Consider the following 21,615-nt stretch of genomic DNA (forward strand, 5'->3'; position numbering starts at 1 on the left):
ACTGCTTCGGCGCGCTGGCGCGCGATAGGGGCCAGAGCCTCGTGCCCTTGCCGCCGGCCATGATGACGGGAATGATCCTGGTGCTCAACTCACGATCTCCAATTCATTCGTTGCAAAGCATTACGATGCTTGGTGACGCGACCCTGTAGCGCACGGGTTACCAACTCGAATAATAAGCTCCCCGGCGGAATTTTGCGCTGCACAAAACAAAAGCAATCTTGTGAGGAAAAGGCAAGTAGCTAAAAAGCAAAAGAACCAGACGTTCCAGAAGAAACTGTCAGAAAATGCGACGTCGCCACGAACAGGCCGGCCGCGTTACCACAAACATGAGGTAAATTCCAGCAAGGCCGACAGATACGCCTGATGGTGTAGCTCCTTCATCAGAAAGGCGTACGTCGTCCGATATAATGTTTTCTATCACCCCTCGCGAGGTTACCTTCTTCCGAAGCCCGGCTTTGCGAAGAGAGGCGGGCAAGGGGGTTGCACCAGATGTGCGGACATCGACCGCCATGGCAGCCAGCGATGTCGAGCAAGCGCAATGAGGGGCGTTCCTGCAATGGGGCCGGTGCTGAAGAGGTGCGTGAAACTGCTGTCCGCGCCGGCGGCTCTGGCGCAGACTACGATCGCCTCCGTAGCCTTCGGTATCGTTACCTACCTGTATGATGGAAATGGATGGACGGCGCTCGTCTATACGCTCAGCTGCTTCCTCCTTCTGCAGGTCGGCTATTTCGCAGGCATCGTCTACATGGTCTGGGCAGAGCACAAGGATAGATCGAAATAGCTCGAACCGGTTTGCCGCCTTGGGGTAAAAACATAACCAAGAGGCCACAAACCTTGATGATCAGAGGATCGATCTAGCATGTCTTTTCTTGCGAATGCGAGATCCTGGTTGTCGGCCCTGTCGGAGAGCGATGCGCAAAATATCGCCCGGCGAATTGATGCCGAAGGATTTTTCTGCTTGCCATCTTTCTTGACGGAAGAAGACCTTCGCGGGCTGCGCAGCTTCGTGGCATCAGCTATTGCTTCCGCCGGACATCAAACCGTTTCGCTCAATCGCGATCAACTGACCGGGACCGGACTGGATGTGCTGGCCGACCTGGCCCAGTTCCGGGCGCCCCCGTCTCTGCTCCATCGGATTTGGCGGGCCGGCGCCCGAGGTTCGCTTCCATCAGGTCTTGCGTTGCCTGACGGGCGAAAGCGTCTCGAAGCATTCCTTGTCATTCCATTACGATTCCACGCCATCACCGCGCTCGTTCCGGTGGAGATCCCGGCTCACGGCCAGCGGGGTGACTTCCTGATCATTCCGAGTACGCGCGGGATCAGGGGGAACTATTTTTTCAACCTCGTCGACAAGGTCATTCTGGACAACTGGGCCACGCAGCGGCTCCTGCGCACGCGTTTCGTTGAGGAGAAGCGGATAAAGCGCGTGCCGATGGTACCCGACAATCTCTACCTGTTCTGGGGGTACCGCAGTATTCACACCAACGAACCGGTCGACGCGGGCGCGGTGCGTGCAACCGCGCTGTTCCATTACGCCGATCCGCATGCCGGATCGGTTATGAAGCGCCGGCTCGGCCGCGGCCAGCGGCCTCCGGTTAGAAGCGCCTGTCTTTCAGGACGCCACCGCGGTGGCTTTAGATCCCTTCGGAAGGGCGGAAAGATAGACCTCCACGGTCTCGCGAGCTACGCGATCGATCGCAAGATGTTCTATGCGCACCTGGCTGCGTTCCCGCCACATGCGAATTTGCTCGGAACTCGCCAGAAGATCGCAGAGAGCTCCGGCCAATGCCTGCGGGTCCCGGGGCGGAACCAGAATTCCGGCAGCGCCGAATTCCAGCAGTTGAGGAATGCCGTCGATATCGGTCCCGATGATCGCGCATCCCGCTTCGCGTGCCTCGGAAAGGACGAGTGGCGCTGGGTCGGCATGCGACGGCAGAACGAAAATGTCCGCTCCCGCCATCAGGGGAAAGGGGTCGTCGACGGCACCGACGAAAGTAATGGCCTCAGCACATCCTGTATCGGAGGCCAGTTGCCGGTAGGCGGCCTCGAAGGGGCCGCCGCCTGCGATATACAGACGCGCCTCAGGGTGTCGAGAATGTGCGAGACGGAAGGCCTCCAGGAGATCGGGCAGACCCTTGCGGGGGTGAAGCCCGCCGACGAAAAGGATGCCGGGATGCGAAAGGTCCGCGGGCGAACGGTCGCGCCCTTCGAACCGTGCCGATCCGATCGTCCCGTTGAGGACAATCCGCAGTTTGCTCTCCGCCACGCCGCGACGCCGCATGGAAGCCCCGACTGCCTCGCTGACGGCAATGACGCGCGTGCCAAGGCCCATCAGGCTAGCGCTTTTCTCGAATTCGTTGTGCACCGTCGTGACCAGGGGAATGGCGCCTACCTTGCATAGCGGAAAGGAGAGGACCGCACTCGTCATCATGTGCGCATGCACGACGTCCGGCTTCCAGCCGCGCATTTGACCAAGCAGCGCCGGCAGAGATTTCAGCAGGGGCACCGGCTTTCTCTGTTGATCCAGAAAGAATGTCTTGATCCTGTTCCTGTGAAGAAGCGCGTCGAAATCGCCGCCGCCGCTTACGACGCAAACCTCATGGCCCATCTTTGCCTGGGCGCATGCCAGATCGACGGCTGCGTGAACATTGCCGTTCAGGCGTTGGGTGTGGTTGAGAATATGCATTATCCGCATTGAGCTTCCCTATTGGTTCTGGCTGGCGATGAGAACCCGCCCGTGCGGCTGCATTTCCGAGCCGCAAGGGCGGTGGGGGCTACTGGGGTGTCCGTTTGAAGTCGAGCGCGGCCTCCGCATCCAGCGTGGTGGCGCGGGCGGTGGGCAGATAGTTGAAGCCGCCATGGCGCCCGAAGGATTCGATGCCAAACGCGCGAAGCGTCTTGATGGCGTCGGCTGCGTGCTGCGCGGCGCCTTGCCGATAGATGGGGTAGGCGTTGGTGAGGACCTGGCTACCCTCAAGTTTCAGATCGCCACGAAACAACCGGTTGGCGCGCACATGTTCGCGGAAATCGGTCTCCGCATTCGCGATCGAGCCGCCAACATGATCGGCGATGACCTCTGCCGCAAAATACTCCCTGCCATTCGCGCGCCCATAGAAGTCGGAGTAGACGGTAAGCCGTTTCCACGCCCCATCATGAGAAAAATTGTAGATGATGGATTGCCGGAAACCGCGCTCCCCGGAAAAGCTGAAGTAGAGGCTGATCAGCGTGATCGTTTCAAGACGGTGCTGCTGCTCCAGCGCGCATAGGCTTTGCGTTTGCTCGAGCGGTATCGTTGAGATCAGTTTGGGAGTTGCAAGAACGCGATCGCTCAGATGGAGATGGAACTGGCCATGAACCTTTTCGATGGACTTCATCTGCGCGCCCAATTCGAAATGGACCCCGCGCTGCTCCAGGTGCTCCCGTGCCGGATCGTAGAGACGGGCGAAGCCGGCCTTTGGGCGGGCCAGTTGTCTGTTCCGCACGCCTGAAGCCTTCGAAGGGAGGAGCCGGCGTACGAGATTGCCCAACGAGGCATGCTCGCTGATCCACTGCATGCGCTTCTTCGCCAGTTCGATATCGATCTTTTCCGGAGCGATCCCGTAAAATCGCTTCATGTAAGACTCCAGCCCCGAGTGCCAGAGCAGGTATCCACCGATCCAGTAACGCGAGAATTCCTTGGCGTTCCGCATCCGGCGTTGGAAGAGGCGGGCATAGAGCACGGAGGCCATGATGCGGATCATTCCCAGCCCGCCGGCGCGGATGATGTCGTCGCGAACGGAAATCGGATAGTTTGTGATCACTCCCTGAGGGTTCAGTCGCCCCCACTCGGGCTCTATCGGCACATACAATGGAAGAAGCTCAGGAAAATGCGCCAGCAGCGGTGAGTCATCCTGAAAAATGAGGCTGCCGACGTCGAAGGTATAGTCATCCGAGGACCAGTGGATATGGTTGCCGCCGATCCGGTCATATTCGTCCACCACCAGAATATGGCGATATCCCTGGTCGATGAGGACCGAGGCCGCGACCAGACCGCTCACGCCAGCTCCAAGTATAATGACGTCATATTCCATAACGGGACTGGTTTGATGCGGGGTCCGACGGCCTGAGTCATTCATGAAGACCTCCATCGTTAGAGCTAGTAAATTCAGAGTAGCGCTCTGTTTTTAAAAGTCGACACTTTCCATTTATTCTAAAAATTAGTCAGAACAGACTAGATGTGCTTATATTTTGTTCAATTATTATGACATTGTCAAAAAAATTTAACTTGATGGCCTTCGCGCCGCTTTGTTATATTTATGGGTGGCGTTGCTTTTGTTTGAAACGAAATTGGACGGGCGGCGTTCTCTCCCGATGGTAAGTTTACATCGACATCAGGGCGGCGACAAAGTGACGGTGCGAGGGAGTGTCTGATGCTGCGACGAAGCCTCGATGATCTCAAGCGGCCTCTCCCTCATGTCCATCTGATAACCACGGATGTGTTCGATACCTTGCTGCTGCGGCATGGGCGGTCTCTACGATCCCGGATTGTGGCCGGCGAGGAGCAATTCGCGCGCTTCCTGCAAAATGCAGGCTCTTTCATCCACCCGTATGAGCTTGTTCGCGCTAGGCTGCTTGCGGAACGGTTTGCCTATCGCGCGCTGAATGCGGGATGCGGGGCTGGCGAGGTGCGCCTCGCGGACGTCATCAGCCGACAGCTTGCAATTCTTGGCCTCCCGCAAGCTTTGATCGACCGGCGGCTGGAAATCGAAATCGCCATAGAAAAGCATGCGCTTTTTGCAAACGGCGATCTAGCCATGATGTTGAGGTGCCAACGGGAAGCGGGAGTGAAGGTGGTCGCGGTCAGCGATACCGGCCTTCCGGGCGGGAAGGTCGCCGAGCTGATCGACTATTTTCATGGTCCGGGGCTTATCGACAGGGTCTACTCCAGCGCTGATCTGCAGGCGAGCAAAAGACAGGGCAAGCTGTTTCTGAAGGTTCTGGAGGCCGAAGGCGTCTCCGCAGACCGGGTCCTGCATATCGGCGACGACCCGTCGGCCGATAGCCTCGTTCCTAACCGCATGGGAATTCAAGCGGTCCACCTGCCGAAAGCGGCTTTCAAACATCTTCTGTCGCGTGCGGACGGAGCTCTGACGGAAACCATACGGCAGGCGAAGCGCAGAGTTGCCCGGCGGAATTCGATCCCGCCCATCGGTGATCCGGTATCATTCGGCAGAAGCGTATTTGGCCCGATCGTTGCGGAGTTTTGCCTTCTTCTCTGGCTTTATTTCCAGCAGGCAGCCAGCGATCGCAACTCCGCAATCGTTTTCTGCGCCCGCGGCGGCATCGGGATTAGGGAAGCGTTCGAGCGATTTCAGGCTTCGTTCGGACTGTCGCTACCGATAAAGCGCGAAAACATCTTGATCTCGCGACTAATTGCGGCCCGGGCGGCAATCGGAATGAGAAGCTCGGTCGTGCTCGATGAGCTGGCGCGCGAGTTCGGCGGGGCAAGTTTTGCAGCGGTGGGAAATGCACTCGGCGGCGGGCGGTATGACTTTCCGGCGATCTGGCGGCAGAAATTCGAAGCGGGCCGCTTTTTCGCGCTGCTTGACACCGATGCCGGACGCGACGTCGATCAGGACATCCGCAGCCAAAATGACCTTCTCAAGATCCATCTACAGCAGATTGCCGATGAAGCGAAGCGGATCATTCTCTGCGATACGGGCCTTTATGGCAGTACCCAGAGGCTGTTGTCGGCCGGACTACCTGACCGTGACCTCGAAACGGTGCAGTTTGCGCGCTGCAATTACAAGGGGCTGAGCGAAGACCATTTTTCCAAGGTCGCAGGCTTGGTCGTGGAAGACCGGTTCTACAACCCGTTCAAGGTGAGAACGGTGGTCTTGCGATATTGGCAAATCATCGAAAGCCTGTTCGAACCCACGGTTCCCTCGGTCAATTATCTGAGCATGGCGGAGGATGGAACGGTTGTCGGAAACTGCGGTGAGATAGGTTACGGCAAGCTCGACCCAGCCAAGGGCAATCCGCTGTTGGCGGGCGCGCTGCAATATATCGACGAGCTGAGAAGCGGCGCGAACATCCTCCGGGAGGCCGATTGCGCCTGGTTGAGGCTGAAGCAAGCGATCATCAACCCGACCGAAGAGGACATGGTCGTCCTCGGAGTGGGCCCTCGATCCGTGGATTTCGGGCGCCCCGATCTGGTGCCGATCGTAGGCCAGGCGCAGCAAGCCAGCATCGGCCATCAGCTGATTGCGGTGAAGTCCCACCTGTGGCGCGAGGGAGCAATTGCACGGGACTTTCCTCGCTTGAAGCCGGCTCTGTTGCGCGCCGTGGAGATGGCACATGTTCTGCGCAGCGTTTCAGCGCGGATCAATCTTTGACGAACGGGGAGCACCTGCCGCTTGAGGAGAAACAGCAGGTGCGGAACTATCGGGGATTTTCACGGTGGTTGATGCATATGTGCCCTTTAGCCGCCATGGCATTCCGGACTTAGGATAAACAGCCGCAGACGTGGCTGTAAAAGGGATCGGTGTCTCCATGCTTGCTTGGGCAGCTCTCAAAGGTGCCGGTTGGCTTGTTTTTTCTCGCTTCGTCGGCCGCCTGATCGATTTTTTCACCTTATTGATACTCGCACGTCTTCTCCTGCCTGAGGAATTCGGGCTCGTGGCGCTCGCCATGGCGCTCGTCGTGGTGGTCGACACCGTATTGGAGGTTCCGGTCACCCAGGCACTCGTGCGGCTTGCTTCCGTCGACAAGACGCACCTGGATACAGGCTTTACTCTGGGCGTCTTGCGAAGCGCGGCGATCGGCCTGGTCCTTCTTGCCGCCATCTGGCCCTATTCCCTGATCAACGGCAATCCTTTGCTGGCGCCAGTGATTGCGGTCATGGCTGTTGCCCCCGTCGTCAAGGGTTTCATAAGTCCCGCGATCGTTTGCTTTGCCCGCGACCTCGATTTCCGCCCCACGTTTCTTATGGAAATTACGAGCAAGCTCTGCGCCTTTGCCGCCGCGGTCGCTACGGTGTTTTTCGGTGGCGCCTATTGGGCGCTCGTCACAAATTTCGTCACGAGTGCCGTCATGGCCACTCTGATCTCCTATGTCATCGCGCCTTACCGACCGAAGCTCTCGCTGAAGCGCCTGCCGGACTTCGCCGGTTTTGTGGGTTGGTTCAGCTCGGCGCAGCTGATCTCGGCGCTGAACTGGCAATTTGATCGTTTCCTGATCGGCGCGACCGGCAACAACGCGATGCTCGGGCGTTATGTGGTTGCCAACGACATGGCGGTAGTTCCCACTCAAAGCATCATCGGCCCGGCACTGCAGCCGGTCATGGCCGCCTTTTCCCAGATCAGCGCCGATGAACAGCGGATGAAGTTCGCCTTCCTCAAGGCGGCGCGCTTTGCCATGCTGATCTCGGTCCCAACGTCTTTGGGGATTGCCCTGACCGCCGATCTCGTCACCGAAATCCTGCTTGGGCCGCAGTGGCGGGATGCAGCCTTCTATTTGAGCCTGCTTGCTCTTTCCGTCATCCCCATTCCTTATTTCCAGACGCTTTATTCTGCCGGTCTTGCGCTGGATCGCCCGGAGATCGTCTTCAAACTGAACGCAATCGATCTTGGCATGCGGGTCCCTCTGATCTCGATCGGCTTCAGCCAATTTTCCGTCAGCGGCGCCTGCTTCGCCCGCATTCTGTTGTCGTTCGTGATGTTTGCGTTCTACCTCAGGGAGGCGCAGCAGATATTGGGATTGGGGATATGGCAGCAGCTCCAAAAGCTCTGGAAGATAGTCTTTTCCGCCTGCGTCATGACCATCGTCGTTATCTGGCTGCGGGAGGAATTGGCGGCATATGGCCTTCACGTGATGTTGGAGCTCGCCGTGGTGGCGGCGATCGGGGCGGCAAGCTATTTCGGTACGCTGTTTGCGCTTGGAATCCGGCTCGAGGCGGGACGAGGGCGGCTGGAGTTGATCGATCGGCGATAGTCTCAGATCAGTGCCTGAAGGAGACCGCGCATAGAACGCGTTCCCGGGCCCAGACGATAGGCCAGACCCCGGCGAGCGCGTTCGTTCGGAAGCAGGCAGGTGATGATGAAGAACGCCGTCATCGCAGTCTTCGTCTTGACGGGGTGATCATCGCCCCAGAGCCGCGCCAGCAATTGGCCGAGCCTGCCTGGTCCGACCGGTTCGTTTTCCACGACCGAAAGATAGAAGCGACGCTCCAGATAGAAATAGGACTTCTCCGCACGAACGAGGTCCGAGGCCTGCCCGGACCTGGTCAGGATTTGCCGCAGATGCTCCATTCGATCGACGAACCGATGGAGGTCACGCCGCAGCGACTGAGGGTTAAGCTGGTCCCCGAAACCGGAATCGTTGCTATCATGCACACGGTAAAGGCCGAGCTCCTCGGAAAGACTCACCACGTCTCCAAAGAAGGGGGCGGCGAACAAAATGACGCCGTCGACGGCTTTGTCGTAGTCGACCTCCTCGAGCAGGGAGCACACGTCGCGCCTGAATACGTTGCCCGATGTGGGTGGGGTGGCATAGGCGCCGGTCTGCAGAACGCGCCTTGCGAGCTGCCTTCCCCGAAATGCCTGAAGCTCAGGCACAGGCCCGCTGATAATTTGCCCGTCGCAGTTTATCCTCTTCAGAGGAAACTGGAGTTTTGCAACGCCTCCATCGAGCCTCGCAACGATGATCTCGAGAGACCCCGGCAGAAGTTCGTCATCGGCATCGAGGAATAGCACGAAAGGTGCTTCGGTCTGCTTGAGGCCGTAAAGGCAGGCCGCCCTTTGCCCGCCGTTTTCGATGCGATATGCCCGTGCGCCCGTCTCCGCGATGGCCTCCCAGGAACCGTCGGTGGAGCCGTCATCGATGACGACAAGCTCGCAGACCTCGCATTGTTGCGACTGGACGCTGCGGATCGCCCTCCCGACATACCGGGCGTAGTTGTAGCAAGAAACGATGACGGCCAGCTTGGGTGTGCCGCTTGTTCTCTTCGCACCCTCCCCACTTGCAGGCGCCGCATCAGCGGAAGCCCTGTTGAGCAACGCGGAAGGGTCGTGCCGCGGCTTCATGACCTCGCCCGGTTGATGACGGTGCCGATAACCGTTGCCCCGGCCCGGCGCAGTTGCTGATGCGCGTCCTTGACATCCTCGATGGCAGTTCGAGCGGCCCTGGCAATGACCAGTATGGCATCCGCGTGAAAAGCGAGAGCGAGTGCGTCCATCGAGGTGTCGAGGGCGGGCAGATCGAGAATGACATCTCCTTTGAGCCGGGCAGCTTCGATGATGCGCGAAATACGTGGATGTCGAAAATCGGCAAAGATGTTTGTCTGCAGATCTTTCGACTGGATCGGAAGAACCTCTATCCCGCCGATGTTGCCGAAGGATATCTGGTCGAGTTGCAGGTTCGCGACGGCGACGTCGGCTAGGGAGGCCGAGGGTGGATTTGGGCTATCGCCCGGCATTTCCACGGCGGATCGGAAGAGCGTTACGTGACGACCGCTTCGGCTCACTAACTGGGCAAGGCTGAGGCATAGGGTAGACGTGCCGGAACTGGTCCGCGCGCCGACGAGCCCGATGACGATATTGCGCTCGCGTCGTTGTGAAGCGCATGAGATGTCGATCGAGGTTCTGAGGTCGCGAATGGCGGCCGCGTATTGCCGGTGCGACTTGCTATCCATATGCAGGACGGGGCTGGTTCTGTCCCGGCTTTCGGGCACGGTGGCCAGGCACGATATGCCCGTTTCCTGCGTCAGCGTCTTTGCGCTGCGCACCTTGCGATCGAAAGCAACGCTCAGGGCAATGGTCGACATGCCGAAAATAAGCCCCAGAAGCCCTCCGAGCGCCGTGATGAGCGACGTGCGCGGGCTTGAAGGGCTGAGCGGCGGCAGTGCGGCACCGATGATGCGTCCATCCGCATCCGGGGTTGCCACGGCCGGCAGTGTGCCGTTCTTCATTGCTTCCTGAGCGGCCGCGACCTGTGCTGCAAGGGCATCGAGCCGCCCTTGCAGCGTCTCGCTGCCGGCGCGTGCCATCTGTTCCTTAAAAGCGACCGATTGGAGAATGTAGCCGGACACCGTCGCATTGGCGATTTTCGCCGGGCGCTCCGGGTTGGATGACGAGTAGTCGATCTCGACGACGTAGGATTGCCCGACGCGCCGCGCGCTGAGTCGTTTAACGAAGTTCGAGAAAGCGACACGGCGAGCATTTTCCCCGGCGCTGTTGAGGCTCTTGTCGGCGGTGTCTCTTGAGGTTTTGTCGAGCGTTGTCAGGTCGTCGTCCATCAGGCTCCGAACGAAATCCTGGAGAGGGGCGATGATGCGTTCCAGGAGGCTCAACCCCTGGGGGCCGAGTTCCGGATCATCCTGAAGGTTCAGACTGTCGAACACTGCCGAGAGGAGGCGCTCCGATCGAACGATCTGCAGCTCGCTCTCGGCACTGTTCAGGTCGAGGCTTTGCTGCATGGTCGCATCGTAGCCGATATAGGCGAGTTGTCGCGGTTCAAGCAGAAGGGTCGCCGTCGCGGTATAGGTGCGCGGAAGGGATTGCGCATAGAAGAAGGCCAGGAGCATGCCGGCTGTGGTGCATGTGATGAGCCGGATCTTGTTCCGCCAGGCCAGTGAACAGGCAATCCGAAGCAGGGCGAGGGGACCATCGGCGGCACTCTCTGGAGGCATTGGGCCCAGATGCCAAAGCCGGGAAGCGCGTTCGAGTGGACCAGGGCTGTTGAACGTCATATGGCTTTACCCTTGGCTGCTGTCGAAAAATCCTGTTTCGCAGTGAGTAAAGCCGCCCGTTCGGGCTCGAGGTGCCCGCGCAACACGTCAGCGATACCAATGAAATTGCCTTTCAACCGGCCGCGCCGGTCGATGAATGGTTCCGGCCAAAGCAGCCGTCCGAGGTTGCTGGCTGTGTTGCGAAGGACCTGATCCGCCACTTGGCGGCGCGTCATCGTGCCTTTGCGCAGCATGTAGAGGGGATTGACGATCTGTGAGTATCCGAGGCGTTCACCGCTGACGCGGCCGACCTTCGCTCCCATATGCACGCCGATTGCCTCCTGGGATCTCACGAACAGTCCCCCTTGCTTTGCCAGGGCTGCGGCGAAGTCGCGGTCTTCGAGCCAGCCGTAGAGAACCAAGCGCTCATCGAAACGTGCCTCGCCGATGGCGGAAACGCGAAAAGCCATGTTGCAGCCATACGGGCTGTAGGGGTGATGCCACGTTGAATCGGTCGCCGGCGCCCCGTCGATCAGCCGAACGGCATCGTGGAACTGTATTCCAGGTCCTTTGATCCCGTCGGCGATCACACGTCCGGTAAAGCCGACCAGGCGCACCTCGTCGGCAAATGCCGCTGCAGCCGCGCAAAGCCAAGCCGGGTGGGGGACAAAATCATCATCGAAGAAGACCACAATATCGGTGGCGGGAGGCAGACTTGCGAGCGCCTTGTTGCGCTGAGCGGTCAGCCCGGGTTTGCCAGTAACCACTTTCACGCGTGAATCCGAAGCAAGGCTGCCCGCATCCGCGATGTCGACACAGGAGACGATGACGGTGTGTGGCTTGAGGGTCTGGGTGTCGAGCAGATGGCGTACCGTCGCCGTCACGACATCGGGGCGACCGCGTGTGGCAATGACGACGGCAGTCCGGAGCGTGGCCAATCTCTTTGGCATCTTCGACGAAAGCTGTCTGGCGGGTTGTTCAAGCAGTTCCAGATAGCCGGCCGCAGTATGGGACCAGGAGAAGTTCCGGACCTGTTCGAGACCTTGCTCGCGCAATTCGCCGCCGAGTGTTGGCGATTGCTTCAGTGCCTTGATGTGCGCGATCCATTGATCGATCTCGACCGGAGATGCCATCAGTGCCGCTGGTCCGCATACTTCGGGCATGCTGGCGCAATTCGACGCCACGACTGGACAGCCGAGAGCCATCGCTTCGATGATCGGCAATCCGAAGCCTTCGGTGAAGGACGGAAATGCGAGGCAGAGAGCATTCTGGAGTAAATGGGCGAGGTCGTCGTCCGAAACGCGGCCGGGCAGATGCACGTTTGATCGCTGCTCCAGCAGATCGGCATTGAATATCCCGGCACCGCCGCCGGCAATGACGACATCTATTCCCAATCCGTCTAGCGCTTTGGCCGCCCTGATCAACAGCTCGAGGTTCTTGTGCTGGGCGCGGGAGCCCAGCGCCAGGACATACTGCCGTCCCCTTGCGTGGATAGCGTCGACAACGTCCGGTGCAAGCGTCGCAAGAGCCGGATTCCAGTCGAGAACGTGCTCGTGCCCGTTCGGCAGGATCGTGATATCGTCCAATCGGATCGGGAGATAGCGGGCGAGCTGCCGGGCGGAAGCATGGGAGACGGTCGCGATACGCCTCGACCGGCGAGCCAGAATCGGCTGCAGATGGGCATAGTAGGTACGAAAGGCGCGGCTATAGCTTTGGGGTGCCGCAAAGATGTTGGCGTCATGGATGCAGACGATCTGATCCGCTTTCAGGGCGGGCGCCGTATTGCAAAGGTTGAGCAACGGCCCTCGCCATTTCGCCGGCAAGGTGATCTGTTCCCAGGCGTGGCCTTGCAGAGGACCGCGTTGGATCACGGGTATTCGGGCGAGGGTCGGATTGGATGCCTCGGCTGGTGCGATGATCGGCAATCCCGTGTCGTGGGTCAAAGCACGATCGATCGCTTTGACGACATTGGCGGCATAGCGTTGCACCCCGGTCGTGGACTGAGTCAGGAACCGGCCATTGATCGCCCAATTCTCGGTAACCCTCATGCGCCTCCTTTCCTGCCCGCTCACCGTTACAGGGCTCGGAAGGCCGCGCCCCGGAACCCATTCGTTTCGCGCTGACGCTCCCGGCGCCCGGCTAACGTAAGATCGATCGAACCGTCAGTAGCTGCCGTGTGCCCGCAGGACGGCAGGAATGGTCTTGAACATGATGACGATGTCTCGCCAGAGGCTTCGTTCGCGAACGTAACGAACATCGAGTTCGATACGTTGGTTGTAACTGACATCGTTGCGGCCGCTGATTTGCCAAAGGCCGGTCAATCCGGGGCGAACCTGAATGTAATCGACAAAATAGGGACCGTAGAGTTCTGCTTCGCTGGGAACGATGGGGCGCGGCCCAACGATGCTCATGTGCCCCAGAAGGACATTGAGGAGTTGGGGGATTTCGTCGATGCTGCTTTTGCGAAGCAGTGCGCCGAAGGGTGTAATCCGGGGGTCGTTCTTCAGCTTCCGGCTTGCCGACCATTCAGCTCTCTCGGATGGATTGGCCGCAAGATGACGGCGCAGGACGTCTTCGGCGTCTGCCACCATCGTCCGGAACTTCAGGCACGGAAACATCACCCCATTTTTGCCGATACGCCGGTGGGCCACGAAAATCGGGCGTCCTTGCACGGCAAACAGCAGTGCGACGACCATGACGATCAGCGGGGCCAAAACAAGCAGGCCAATCAGGGCAATACTCGTGTCAATTGTATATCTGAAATATCGCGAAAGGCCCCTGGAGGCTTCGCTGCTGAGTTGTGCGAAATGCCTTGACGCTTCGTCGCTTCTGATTCCGCCCCCTTCAATTGCATTGAGATTACGACGGACATGAATGTCACTCATCTGCGTGCTCCCGTACTTAAAGAAAAGTTGAATGGATAGGGGCAGATAATTCATCGCAGCATGCAAAAACACGTTAGCAATTGGTAAATCGTTTGACAATAGTCTTATTGCGGCGCAGTATAAAGGAGAGCTGTACAACACGCTTGAGTATTGCCGGAAAAGGGCGGGACTTGGGGTACCTAAGTCGCGGATAGAACTTTATGATCTCTTCTTTGCGAAAGAAGAGAGGCGAATTTATTGCTTGATTGTAAGTCATCTCTCTGGTTGTCGAGTGTGCTGCATGCGCGTCGCGATTGTGCATTACTGGCTGGTGGGAATGCGAGGGGGCGAAAAAGTCCTCGAGGCCCTCTGCAACATCTATCCGAATGCGGACATCTACACGCACGTCTACGACCCGACAGCGGTCTCCGCGACGATCAAGAGACACCGCGTCCATACGACCTTCATCGACACGCTGCCTTACGCAAAGCGGCTCTATAAAAAGTATCTTCCACTGATGCCGATGGCGCTGGAGCAGCTCGATCTGAGCGCTTACGACCTGGTCATCAGCAGCGAATCCGGGCCCGCCAAAGGCGTTATCCCAGCCTCCCCGACGCCACATATCTGCTATTGCCATTCGCCGATGCGCTACATCTGGAACATGTACAACAAGTACTATGAGGCTTCCGGGATGTTTACGCGGCTGATGATGCCGCCGCTGGCGCACTACATGCGTACATGGGACGTCGGAACCGCGAGCAGGGTCGATGATTTTGTGGCAAACTCGGCGACGGTCGCCCACAGGATCAAGAGCTACTATCGCCGCGAGTCCGAGGTCATCCACCCGCCCGTGGACACGCAGGCATTCCGGCCCGTGCCGACCGGCGAGCTCGAAGACTACTATCTCATGGTTGGCGAACTGGTCGGCTACAAACGTCCCGATCTCGCGATCGAAGCCTTCAATCGCATGAAGGCAAAGCTGGTCGTGATCGGCGGCGGCGAGATGCTCGAGCGCATTCGCAGGATCGCCGGGCCGACGGTGACGATCAAGGGACCGCAGCCTTTTGAGGTTCTGAAGCATCACTATGCGCGGTGCAGGGCGCTGGTCTTCCCCGGTGAGGAGGACTTCGGCATTGTGCCCGTCGAGGCGATGGCGAGCGGCCGGCCGGTGGTTGCTTACGGGCGCGGCGGTGCGACCGAGACGGTGATCGGCGGCAAGACAGGGGTTTTCTTCCCTATCCAATCCGTCGAGGCCGTGATCGACTCCGTAGAGCGTCTCGAACGGATGGACTTCAATCCCGCCGATGCCGTGGCTCGGGCGTCGGAATTCAGAACGGGAGTCTTCGTCGAGAAGTTCAGGTCCTTCGCAAACCGTGTGGTTTTGCGAGAATCCGACTGGGATGAGACCAGGAACATTCAGATCGCCTGATACATCGACAGAACACAGCCGGGGAGTTAAGTCCATGTTGCCGAAGCGTTCTGGATGTAGGAGCTGGCTTGGGAGGGCGGCTACTGGAAGTCTTTTGCGGCGCTGGCACGGTGTCGTTAGAGTGTTGGCGGCTGCCGTGTTTGCCTTGTCGATCCTGTCGGATCCCGCGCGCGCAGACGAATACGTTCTGGGTGCCCAGGACGTGCTCAAGATTCGTGTCTTCGAGTGGCGTCCGAGCGCCGGCGTGGCATTCGAATGGGTTCCCTTGACCGGTGAATTCACGGTCTCGCCCGCCGGCACTCTGTCGCTTCCCATTATCGGAACGGTCCCGGTTGCCGGCAAGACTCTGGACGAGGTGTCGGGAATTATCGGCGAACAGCTTCAAAGGCAGGTCGGGCTTCAGAAACGCCCGACAGCCTCCGTCGAGATTTCGACATACCGGCCCTTCTTCGTCACCGGACTGGTGTCCAACCCGGGCAAGTACAATTATGTCCCTGGGCTCACGGTGATACAGGCTCTCAGCATGGCCGGGGGGCTCGGGGAATCCGATCAAAGCCTGATGGGGCTCCAGCGTGATGCGCTCGTCAACCGCGGCGATCTTCGCGAGCTCGAGATGGAGCGCCTGGGCCTTATGGCGCGGCAGGCGCGGGTCGATGCATTTTTGAACGGAGAGCAGAAAGTCACGTTTCCCGCGGATTTGACGTCCCGGAGCCGGGAGCCGGTCGTGGTGCGGATGATGCAGGACGAGCAGGCGCTTTTCGCGACGCGTGTCCGCTCCATGCAGACCGAAGTCGAATCCCTCGCGCAATCCAAGGTGCTTGCCACGAACCAGCTCGAGACGCTTAAGCTCAAGGAAGCCTCGCTGACCAAACAGATCGATCTGGCCACCAAGGACCTGGATTCGGTAAACAAGCTGGTCGCACAGGGGCTTACCCTCTCCTCCCGGCAATTGGGAGCCAACCAGAACGTCGCTGACCTCGAAAGCCGAAATCTCGATGTCTCGATGGCGATCGTCAAGACGCAGCAAGACCTTGCGAAACTTGATCAGGACATGACCGACGTTCGCGAAAAATACAGGCTTGAGGCGTTGACCGAAGCAGCCGACCTGCGGGATCGGCTGGCTGCCAATGTCGAAAAGGCAAAAACCGCACGTGGTCTTCTGGCGCATCTGGAAATGCGTGCCCCGGCCGCGCTTTCGGCGCTGGCGGTGGAAGACGAACCGGCTTTCGCCACCGTCATCACCCGAAATGTCGGCGGCGCCATCACGATGATGGTGGTGAGTGACAATGATGCGGTCGCTCCAGGGGATGTCATCAGCGTCGAAAGGCTCGAGAAGATCGTTCCGGCGCAGGCCACCGGAGGAAGTTCAGGAACGCAGTAGATAACTCTTCAACCTGAGCAAAATCACCAAGATTTTAACGAAACCAGCTTGCGGTGAACCTTTCACGCATGTTAGCGTTATTATTTACAAGCCAATTTTGGTGGCAGATACGGTCAAAGGGCGCTGATGACGTGGGCTTTGGTCATTTCCTTCATCATAGGCGCCTTCTGCGCGATACGTCTGCCTATTCTAATATTCACCCTGATCGTCATCCTAGTCGTTTTTGTTTTTGCTCTCACGGGCATTGGTCTTGGATATAGCCTGCCGACCATCGCGTTCTGGTCATTTTTACTTGTGGCATCGCTTGAAGCGGGGTGCGCAGCAACCCACGCTTTTTTTTACGTCATGTTTGTACGCAGGCAAGCGATTGAAAAGAAGCGTACAGCCATCAAGATAGCTCGAAACATCAGCGACAAAGGGCCGGTATAAGTATCGGGCACCCCCGAGGTGCTCCTAACAAAGCGTCTCCCGTTCCCTGAAAGAGAGAAAGGGAGCAGGCCCGGACCAGTTGAGGCCAGGCCCGAGCAAAGCCGCAACCTGAAGGCAATATCAATTTTCATCTGCCGCCGGGAAAAACTACGTTCAGCGGGGGCGGGATTCCTGCTAGTATTATTGATATGACCTTCCCTTATTTTCGCAGGTGCAGCAATTTTGTACTGGACAAATGTTGCGGTAGCGTGAAAATCTTTAGCTAAATCCAACTGAGCGGGTGGCCCATCATGAAGGAAATCTATGAGGGTGATCTGTATGCCGAGCGCAACCCGACTTGGCATGAAGAAGACTCCCCCTGGAAGGCCAAGCATATCGCCAATATAATCCGCAAGAATGGCTTGTCGTTCGAGACGATTTGCGAGATCGGCTGTGGAACGGGAGAGATATTGCTGAACTTGGAGAAGGCTTTTCCGGAATCCCGCTTGTCCGGATACGAGATCTCCCCCCATGCCTACGATCGCGCAAGCAGGAAGCAGCCTACCTCGGTGAGCTTTCACCTGAAGGATCTTCTGGAGGAGGATGCGGTCAGCTTCGATATCATCGTCATTGCCGACGTTATCGAGCATGTCGAGGACTACATCAAATTTCTGAAGGCTTTGAAGGACCGGGGGAAGTATAAGATCTTCCACATTCCTCTTGATCTGTCGGTCCAGTCGGTGCTGCGTGCCTGGCCCATAATGGGGCTGCGGGCCAATGTCGGCCATCTCCATTATTTCTTCAAGGATACGGCGTTGGCGACACTGACGAGCTGCGGCTACGAGATCATCGATTATCAATACACGGCAAGTCGGCTCGAGCTGCCGAACCAGGCTTTCAGCAGCCGGCTGATGAAGATGCCCCGGCGCGCGCTCTATTCGGTCAATGCCGATTTCGCCGTCCGCCTTTTGGGAGGCTATTCGCTTCTGGTTCTGGCCGAGTAGCCGCGTTGCTCGCCGGCCATCCTGAGACATTTGGGTGCAATCCGGCCTGCCGGTAGGCCCCTGCAAAGCTTATGGAAAGCTCCCCGGAAGGTCCGCCCGAGTTGGCGAGTAAGGCAGACACGGTTTCTATCTAAAAAAGGGAAAGGTTGCCTGCAAATGACAACAGTCCCAGCCGGCGTAGGCAGGCGCCATCGGCTCAAGCTTCTCTATATTCAGCCGGGAACGACCACGTTCGCCGGGATTGAGCGAGTTGTCGATACCATATGCTGCGGTCTTTCCGAGCGGTATCCGGACGAGTTCGAGGTGGATGTGCTTTATGTCTCGGTCCACAAGAACAGACCTGCAGGTGATCGCAAGTATACCGTGATTGACAGCGTCGCGTCCGGTCGCATCGGCTTGATGAGGAACCTGCGGCGGATCATCGGCAGCAAGGACTACGATCTCGTCGTGGTGCCGCAGATCGAGCCGGCGGTCATCTGCATGGCATCCTGCATCGGCATGCGCCGCAAATTTGCGGTTCATCTGCATGGCAATCCGCGTTTCGAGCGCAGCCACTTGAAGGCGAAGCTGCTCTTCCTGTTGATGAAGGCGTTCTTTCTGCCGCGGGTATCATCCGTGTTCGGTACTTCCCCGCGTCAGCTCGAGGACTTCAAGGCATTGTTCAACAGCACGAGGCCGCAATATTGGGTTCCGAACCCGGTTCGAAAGTTCGAGAATGGCGCTTCACACGCTGGCAGCGAAGCCGGCCGCGTCACCTTCGTCAACGTCGGACGCTTCTCGTTTCAGAAGGGACAGGACATCCTGCTCGCTGCCTTTGAACGGCTTTGCAGACAGCGCCCGAATGTCAGGCTGAAGATTGTCGGCCACGGCGAGGAGGAGGCGGCTCTGCGCGCGGAGATCGCGCGTCTTGGCCTTCAGGGTCTGGTTGATCTGGAGCATCACCCGGATAGCCCTCAACCTGTGCTCCTCGCCAGCGACGTATACGTATCGAGTTCCCGCTGGGAGGGGTGGTCGCTTGCCATCTGCGAGGCGCTGCGGTTTGGCTTGCCGGTGGTGGCAACCGATTGCGAATTCGGGCCAAGCGACATTCTCGTCGATGACCGCCTTGGCCGCCTCGTGCCTGCGAACAGCGTCGAAGGCCTTTCCGAGGGGATGCTTTACTACTGCGATCATCTGGCGGCGGAACGGGCGCATGCGGATTTTCGCAGGGATTTTATCGACCGCTACAGCGAGGAACGTGTTGTCGAGGTTCACGCACAGGCCTTGCGAAGTGCCGTGAACGCGTAGTCTGCCAAAGAATATAGGAGGTGCATCATGAGCTTCCGAATGACCCGTCGTGATCTCGTTTTCGGCTCGGCCATGGCCTATCTCGGGACCGGGCTCACACCTTCGTCAACGGAGGCCACCGAGCCCGAGGATCCGACAGTCGGCCGTGCCCTCGTCTTCGAAGACCGGTTCGAGACGCTCGATTGGTCGATCTGGAACGCCGGACCCAAGCCGACTGCCTCCGACACGGGCTTTTACGGACGTTCGGCCTTTGCAAGGAGTGTCGGGGAGGAGGGGGTCAATCCATACTCCATCGTCGATGATTCGGATGCGACCGGCGGCAAGGCTCTCCAGATCAGTGCGACATTTGTCGGCCGCGCCATGGACGTTCCGAGCTATTACGGCAACGTACACCCGGAATTTCAATGGATTTCGGGAAACATCCAGACCGCCAGACGTGACGGAACAATCATCACCGGCTGGCGGCGGGGTTATCTCGAAGCGAGAATGTTGTTTCCCAAGCACCCTCTCACCTGGCCGGCGTTCTGGTTAATGAATGGGCGCAGCATCCTGCAGCCGCAAACAAGCATCGAGATCGACGTCGTGGAGCATAAGGGCTGGGAACTCACCACCTATGGCACCTATCTGCATGAATGGGGTCAGCCGGGTGAGCACCATGAGGGGACGGGAGTGCAGACGCCTCTCGATGTGACGCAGGCTTATCACCGCTATGGGGTGCTGATCACCGATACGGATTGCACGCCCTATTTCGAGCGACGTCCGGTCATAGACACCAAGACCGGGATGCCCGCCAAGTGGACGATCACGCGCTCGGCCGAAATGAATGAAAACAAGGACGTCTTCTGGCCGCTTCTGACGCTGGCCTTGCGGACCGACGTTCCGTTTCCGCAACCACTTCGCGGCGAAGACGCCTCCACCCACATGCGGGTCGACTATTTTCAGGTCTATGCCTGATCTGACCCCATGCCATTCAAGTCGCCGCAAGAGAGGCATGTTGAGGCAGTGACCCGCGTACGTCCTCCGTTTCGGGCTGGGCGGCCACCACACCTGCCAGGATGAAAAACATCAAGCCGAGATCGACGGTCGGACCTGCGACCAGCGCGCCGATCATTAGGCTACCGCATGCATTGCGTGCTGCAAGCCGCACGTCCGACGTCATGCTGCGGGGAATTCCTCGCCGTTTGAAGAACGTGGTGAAAGCAAATAGCAGAAAGAAGACGGTCCCCGGCACGCCGACATTGGAAAGGAGGGCGATCACGAAACTCGAGGTACGCGACGTACCCAGGCCTACACCCCACCCGTAAGAATCCAGGAAGTTCTGGTATCCGTGGAAGTTCCATGCTCCGCGCTCAGCTGCAGACGATGACGTGGTCTTACTCAGCAGGAGGAGATCGATATAGTCGTAGATCCTCCGGTAGAGTTCATCGTTGAGCACGATGATCAGCAAGCCCAGGAGGAGGAGAGGGGGGACAAACAGCACGACACCGGAACTGCTCCAGGTTCCAGAGCGGCCGCCGGAGCGCATGACGGCTGTTACATACAGGATGAGGAAACATATCGGGAGCGCGAGCAGCCCCGTAGATGAGGTCGAACGCACCATCAGGATAAGCGAGAGCAGGAAGAGAGCGCCAGTCCATCGGTGATATCGGCCGCACAACCACATCGTTCCGCAAAAGCCGATTGCTCCGAGAGTCATCCCGGCGAAGGCCGATGCTTCCGGCCATGATCCGACGATGCGCTTGACGCCCGCCACGACGTCATCGTGGTGGAATGTGTATTGGGCGTTTCGAATGAACAGGAAGATATCCTGGGCGCCGGTGCCATACGTCACCAGATCGAGGATCCCGAACAGCGCATTGGCGAAGCTGAACGAGATGATCCCTATCGTGATCGCCTTGAACCCCGCCTTCGTAGAGCCGATGGCAATCATCAGAAGAAAGGTGAGGAGGTCAGCGGCGAGATAGACCGCCTGCGTGAAATTGCTGGAGACCGGCCCCAGGGGAACCGTGCTGCCGGTGGAAGGATATTCCGAGGCGCCGAGCGGGATGATCTCCGACATTCTTGCAAGCAGGCGGGGTGCGAAGAAACCCGATGCTATACCGTAGACCACGAGGCAGGCCAGCCAGAAGGCCGGCTGGGGAAAGTTGAGCGCTCTGATGGCGACCGAAAAATTCGTTCGAAAAGAGAAGGTGGCGACGGCCAGAAAGGCGAGAAACAGGTGGGCAGGCTGGATGTTCGCCGAGCCTGCCAGTATGGCCCCCGCGGCACCGAAGACGGTGAGGGTGATAAACGCGACGACGGTGGCATTACGACTTGCAAACAGACAATAAAGTCCGAGAACAAGGGTGAAAATCCCGATCGGTTCCAGGCTCATGCGCCACCCATTCGGCCGATTTAGTGGATCAGCATTCTTTCGGCAGTAATACTCGCGTCTTTTCGGTCGTTGCTTGTTCCAGACGAACAACAGCAGTTTCTTGATCGGGAGAATAAATGCAAGCGGCTTTCCGCGGTATGCACGTGCTGACAACAGACAGGAT

At 58.5% G+C, this 21,615-nt stretch carries 17 protein-coding genes; 9 read left to right on the forward strand and 8 right to left on the reverse strand.

The genetic code is table 11. From position 1 onward, the window contains the following. Nucleotides 1-88, reverse strand: an 88-nt coding sequence (locus YH62_RS29800) for a sugar phosphate nucleotidyltransferase (protein WP_156177008.1), incomplete at its 3' end; no start/stop codon positions are given. Between the two features lie 492 nt (nucleotides 89-580). Between YH62_RS29800 and YH62_RS27175 the strand changes: the two genes are divergently transcribed. After that, complete coding sequence (locus YH62_RS27175) at nucleotides 581-781, forward strand: exopolysaccharide production repressor protein (protein ID WP_170986343.1); 201 nt, start codon at nucleotides 581-583, stop codon at nucleotides 779-781. 831 nt (nucleotides 782-1,612) lie between these two features. On the opposite strand, the gene YH62_RS27185 is transcribed toward YH62_RS27175, so the two are convergent. Next, nucleotides 1,613-2,695 (reverse strand): glycosyltransferase family 4 protein, encoded by a 1,083-nt coding sequence (locus YH62_RS27185; RefSeq protein WP_046797460.1) that lies wholly within the window; start codon nucleotides 2,693-2,695, stop codon nucleotides 1,613-1,615. 79 nt (nucleotides 2,696-2,774) lie between these two features. Then, a complete protein-coding gene (locus YH62_RS27190; protein WP_046797461.1) occupies nucleotides 2,775-4,115 on the reverse strand; it encodes an NAD(P)-binding protein in 1,341 nt (446 codons plus the stop codon). Nucleotides 4,116-4,409: 294 nt separating this feature from the next. Here YH62_RS27190 and YH62_RS27195 point away from each other — a divergent pair, with 294 nt between their 5' ends. Both YH62_RS27195 and YH62_RS27200 read left to right on the forward strand, forming a co-directional pair. After that, nucleotides 4,410-6,374 carry a hydrolase gene (locus tag YH62_RS27195; protein WP_046797462.1) on the forward strand — a complete coding sequence of 655 codons (1,965 nt, stop codon included), beginning with the start codon at nucleotides 4,410-4,412 and terminating at the stop codon, nucleotides 6,372-6,374. Between the two features lie 157 nt (nucleotides 6,375-6,531). Then, nucleotides 6,532-7,971: an oligosaccharide flippase family protein gene (locus tag YH62_RS27200; RefSeq protein WP_046797463.1), complete on the forward strand. Its 1,440-nt coding sequence runs from the start codon at nucleotides 6,532-6,534 to the stop codon at nucleotides 7,969-7,971. Nucleotides 7,972-7,973: 2 nt separating this feature from the next. On the opposite strand, the gene YH62_RS27205 is transcribed toward YH62_RS27200, so the two are convergent. From YH62_RS27205 to YH62_RS27220, 4 genes are all read right to left on the reverse strand, one after another. Next, nucleotides 7,974-9,062 (reverse strand): glycosyltransferase, encoded by a 1,089-nt coding sequence (locus YH62_RS27205; RefSeq protein WP_082118543.1) that lies wholly within the window; start codon nucleotides 9,060-9,062, stop codon nucleotides 7,974-7,976. Continuing rightward, nucleotides 9,059-10,666: a Wzz/FepE/Etk N-terminal domain-containing protein gene (locus tag YH62_RS27210; RefSeq protein WP_245282221.1), complete on the reverse strand. Its 1,608-nt coding sequence runs from the start codon at nucleotides 10,664-10,666 to the stop codon at nucleotides 9,059-9,061. Before YH62_RS27210 ends, YH62_RS27205 begins: the two co-directional genes overlap by 4 nt. A 56-nt stretch (nucleotides 10,667-10,722) precedes the next feature. Then, nucleotides 10,723-12,753, reverse strand: coding sequence for a glycosyltransferase (locus tag YH62_RS27215; protein WP_046797465.1), 2,031 nt, complete (start codon nucleotides 12,751-12,753; stop codon nucleotides 10,723-10,725). A gap of 114 nt (nucleotides 12,754-12,867) precedes the next feature. Next, nucleotides 12,868-13,590 (reverse strand): sugar transferase, encoded by a 723-nt coding sequence (locus YH62_RS27220; protein ID WP_137326801.1) that lies wholly within the window; start codon nucleotides 13,588-13,590, stop codon nucleotides 12,868-12,870. 280 nt (nucleotides 13,591-13,870) lie between these two features. Here YH62_RS27220 and YH62_RS27225 point away from each other — a divergent pair, with 280 nt between their 5' ends. The 6 genes from YH62_RS27225 (at nucleotide 13,871) to YH62_RS27250 (ending at nucleotide 20,032) form a co-directional block, all read left to right on the forward strand. Further along, nucleotides 13,871-14,998 (forward strand): glycosyltransferase, encoded by a 1,128-nt coding sequence (locus YH62_RS27225; RefSeq protein WP_245282222.1) that lies wholly within the window; start codon nucleotides 13,871-13,873, stop codon nucleotides 14,996-14,998. A 136-nt stretch (nucleotides 14,999-15,134) separates the two neighbouring features. Continuing rightward, nucleotides 15,135-16,379 carry a polysaccharide biosynthesis/export family protein gene (locus tag YH62_RS27230; protein WP_348625794.1) on the forward strand — a complete coding sequence of 415 codons (1,245 nt, stop codon included), beginning with the start codon at nucleotides 15,135-15,137 and terminating at the stop codon, nucleotides 16,377-16,379. 126 nt (nucleotides 16,380-16,505) lie between these two features. Beyond that, complete coding sequence (locus tag YH62_RS27235) at nucleotides 16,506-16,808, forward strand: hypothetical protein (RefSeq protein WP_046797467.1); 303 nt, start codon at nucleotides 16,506-16,508, stop codon at nucleotides 16,806-16,808. Nucleotides 16,809-17,098: 290 nt separating this feature from the next. Next, a complete protein-coding gene (locus YH62_RS27240) occupies nucleotides 17,099-17,791 on the forward strand; it encodes a class I SAM-dependent methyltransferase (protein ID WP_046797468.1) in 693 nt (230 codons plus the stop codon). Between the two features lie 156 nt (nucleotides 17,792-17,947). Further along, nucleotides 17,948-19,078, forward strand: a complete 1,131-nt coding sequence (locus YH62_RS27245; protein WP_137326802.1) for a glycosyltransferase — start codon at nucleotides 17,948-17,950, stop codon at nucleotides 19,076-19,078. Nucleotides 19,079-19,105: 27 nt separating this feature from the next. Then, nucleotides 19,106-20,032: a family 16 glycosylhydrolase gene (locus tag YH62_RS27250; protein WP_046797469.1), complete on the forward strand. Its 927-nt coding sequence runs from the start codon at nucleotides 19,106-19,108 to the stop codon at nucleotides 20,030-20,032. 16 nt (nucleotides 20,033-20,048) lie between these two features. Here YH62_RS27250 and YH62_RS27255 read toward each other — a convergent pair whose 3' ends face one another. Beyond that, entirely contained in the window at nucleotides 20,049-21,542 is a 1,494-nt protein-coding gene (locus YH62_RS27255; RefSeq protein WP_245282223.1) for a hypothetical protein, read from the reverse strand. Nucleotides 21,543-21,615 lie beyond the last annotated feature (73 nt).

The organism is Rhizobium sp. LC145 (assembly GCF_001005825.1).
Taxonomy (GTDB): Bacteria; Pseudomonadota; Alphaproteobacteria; order Rhizobiales; family Rhizobiaceae; genus Neorhizobium.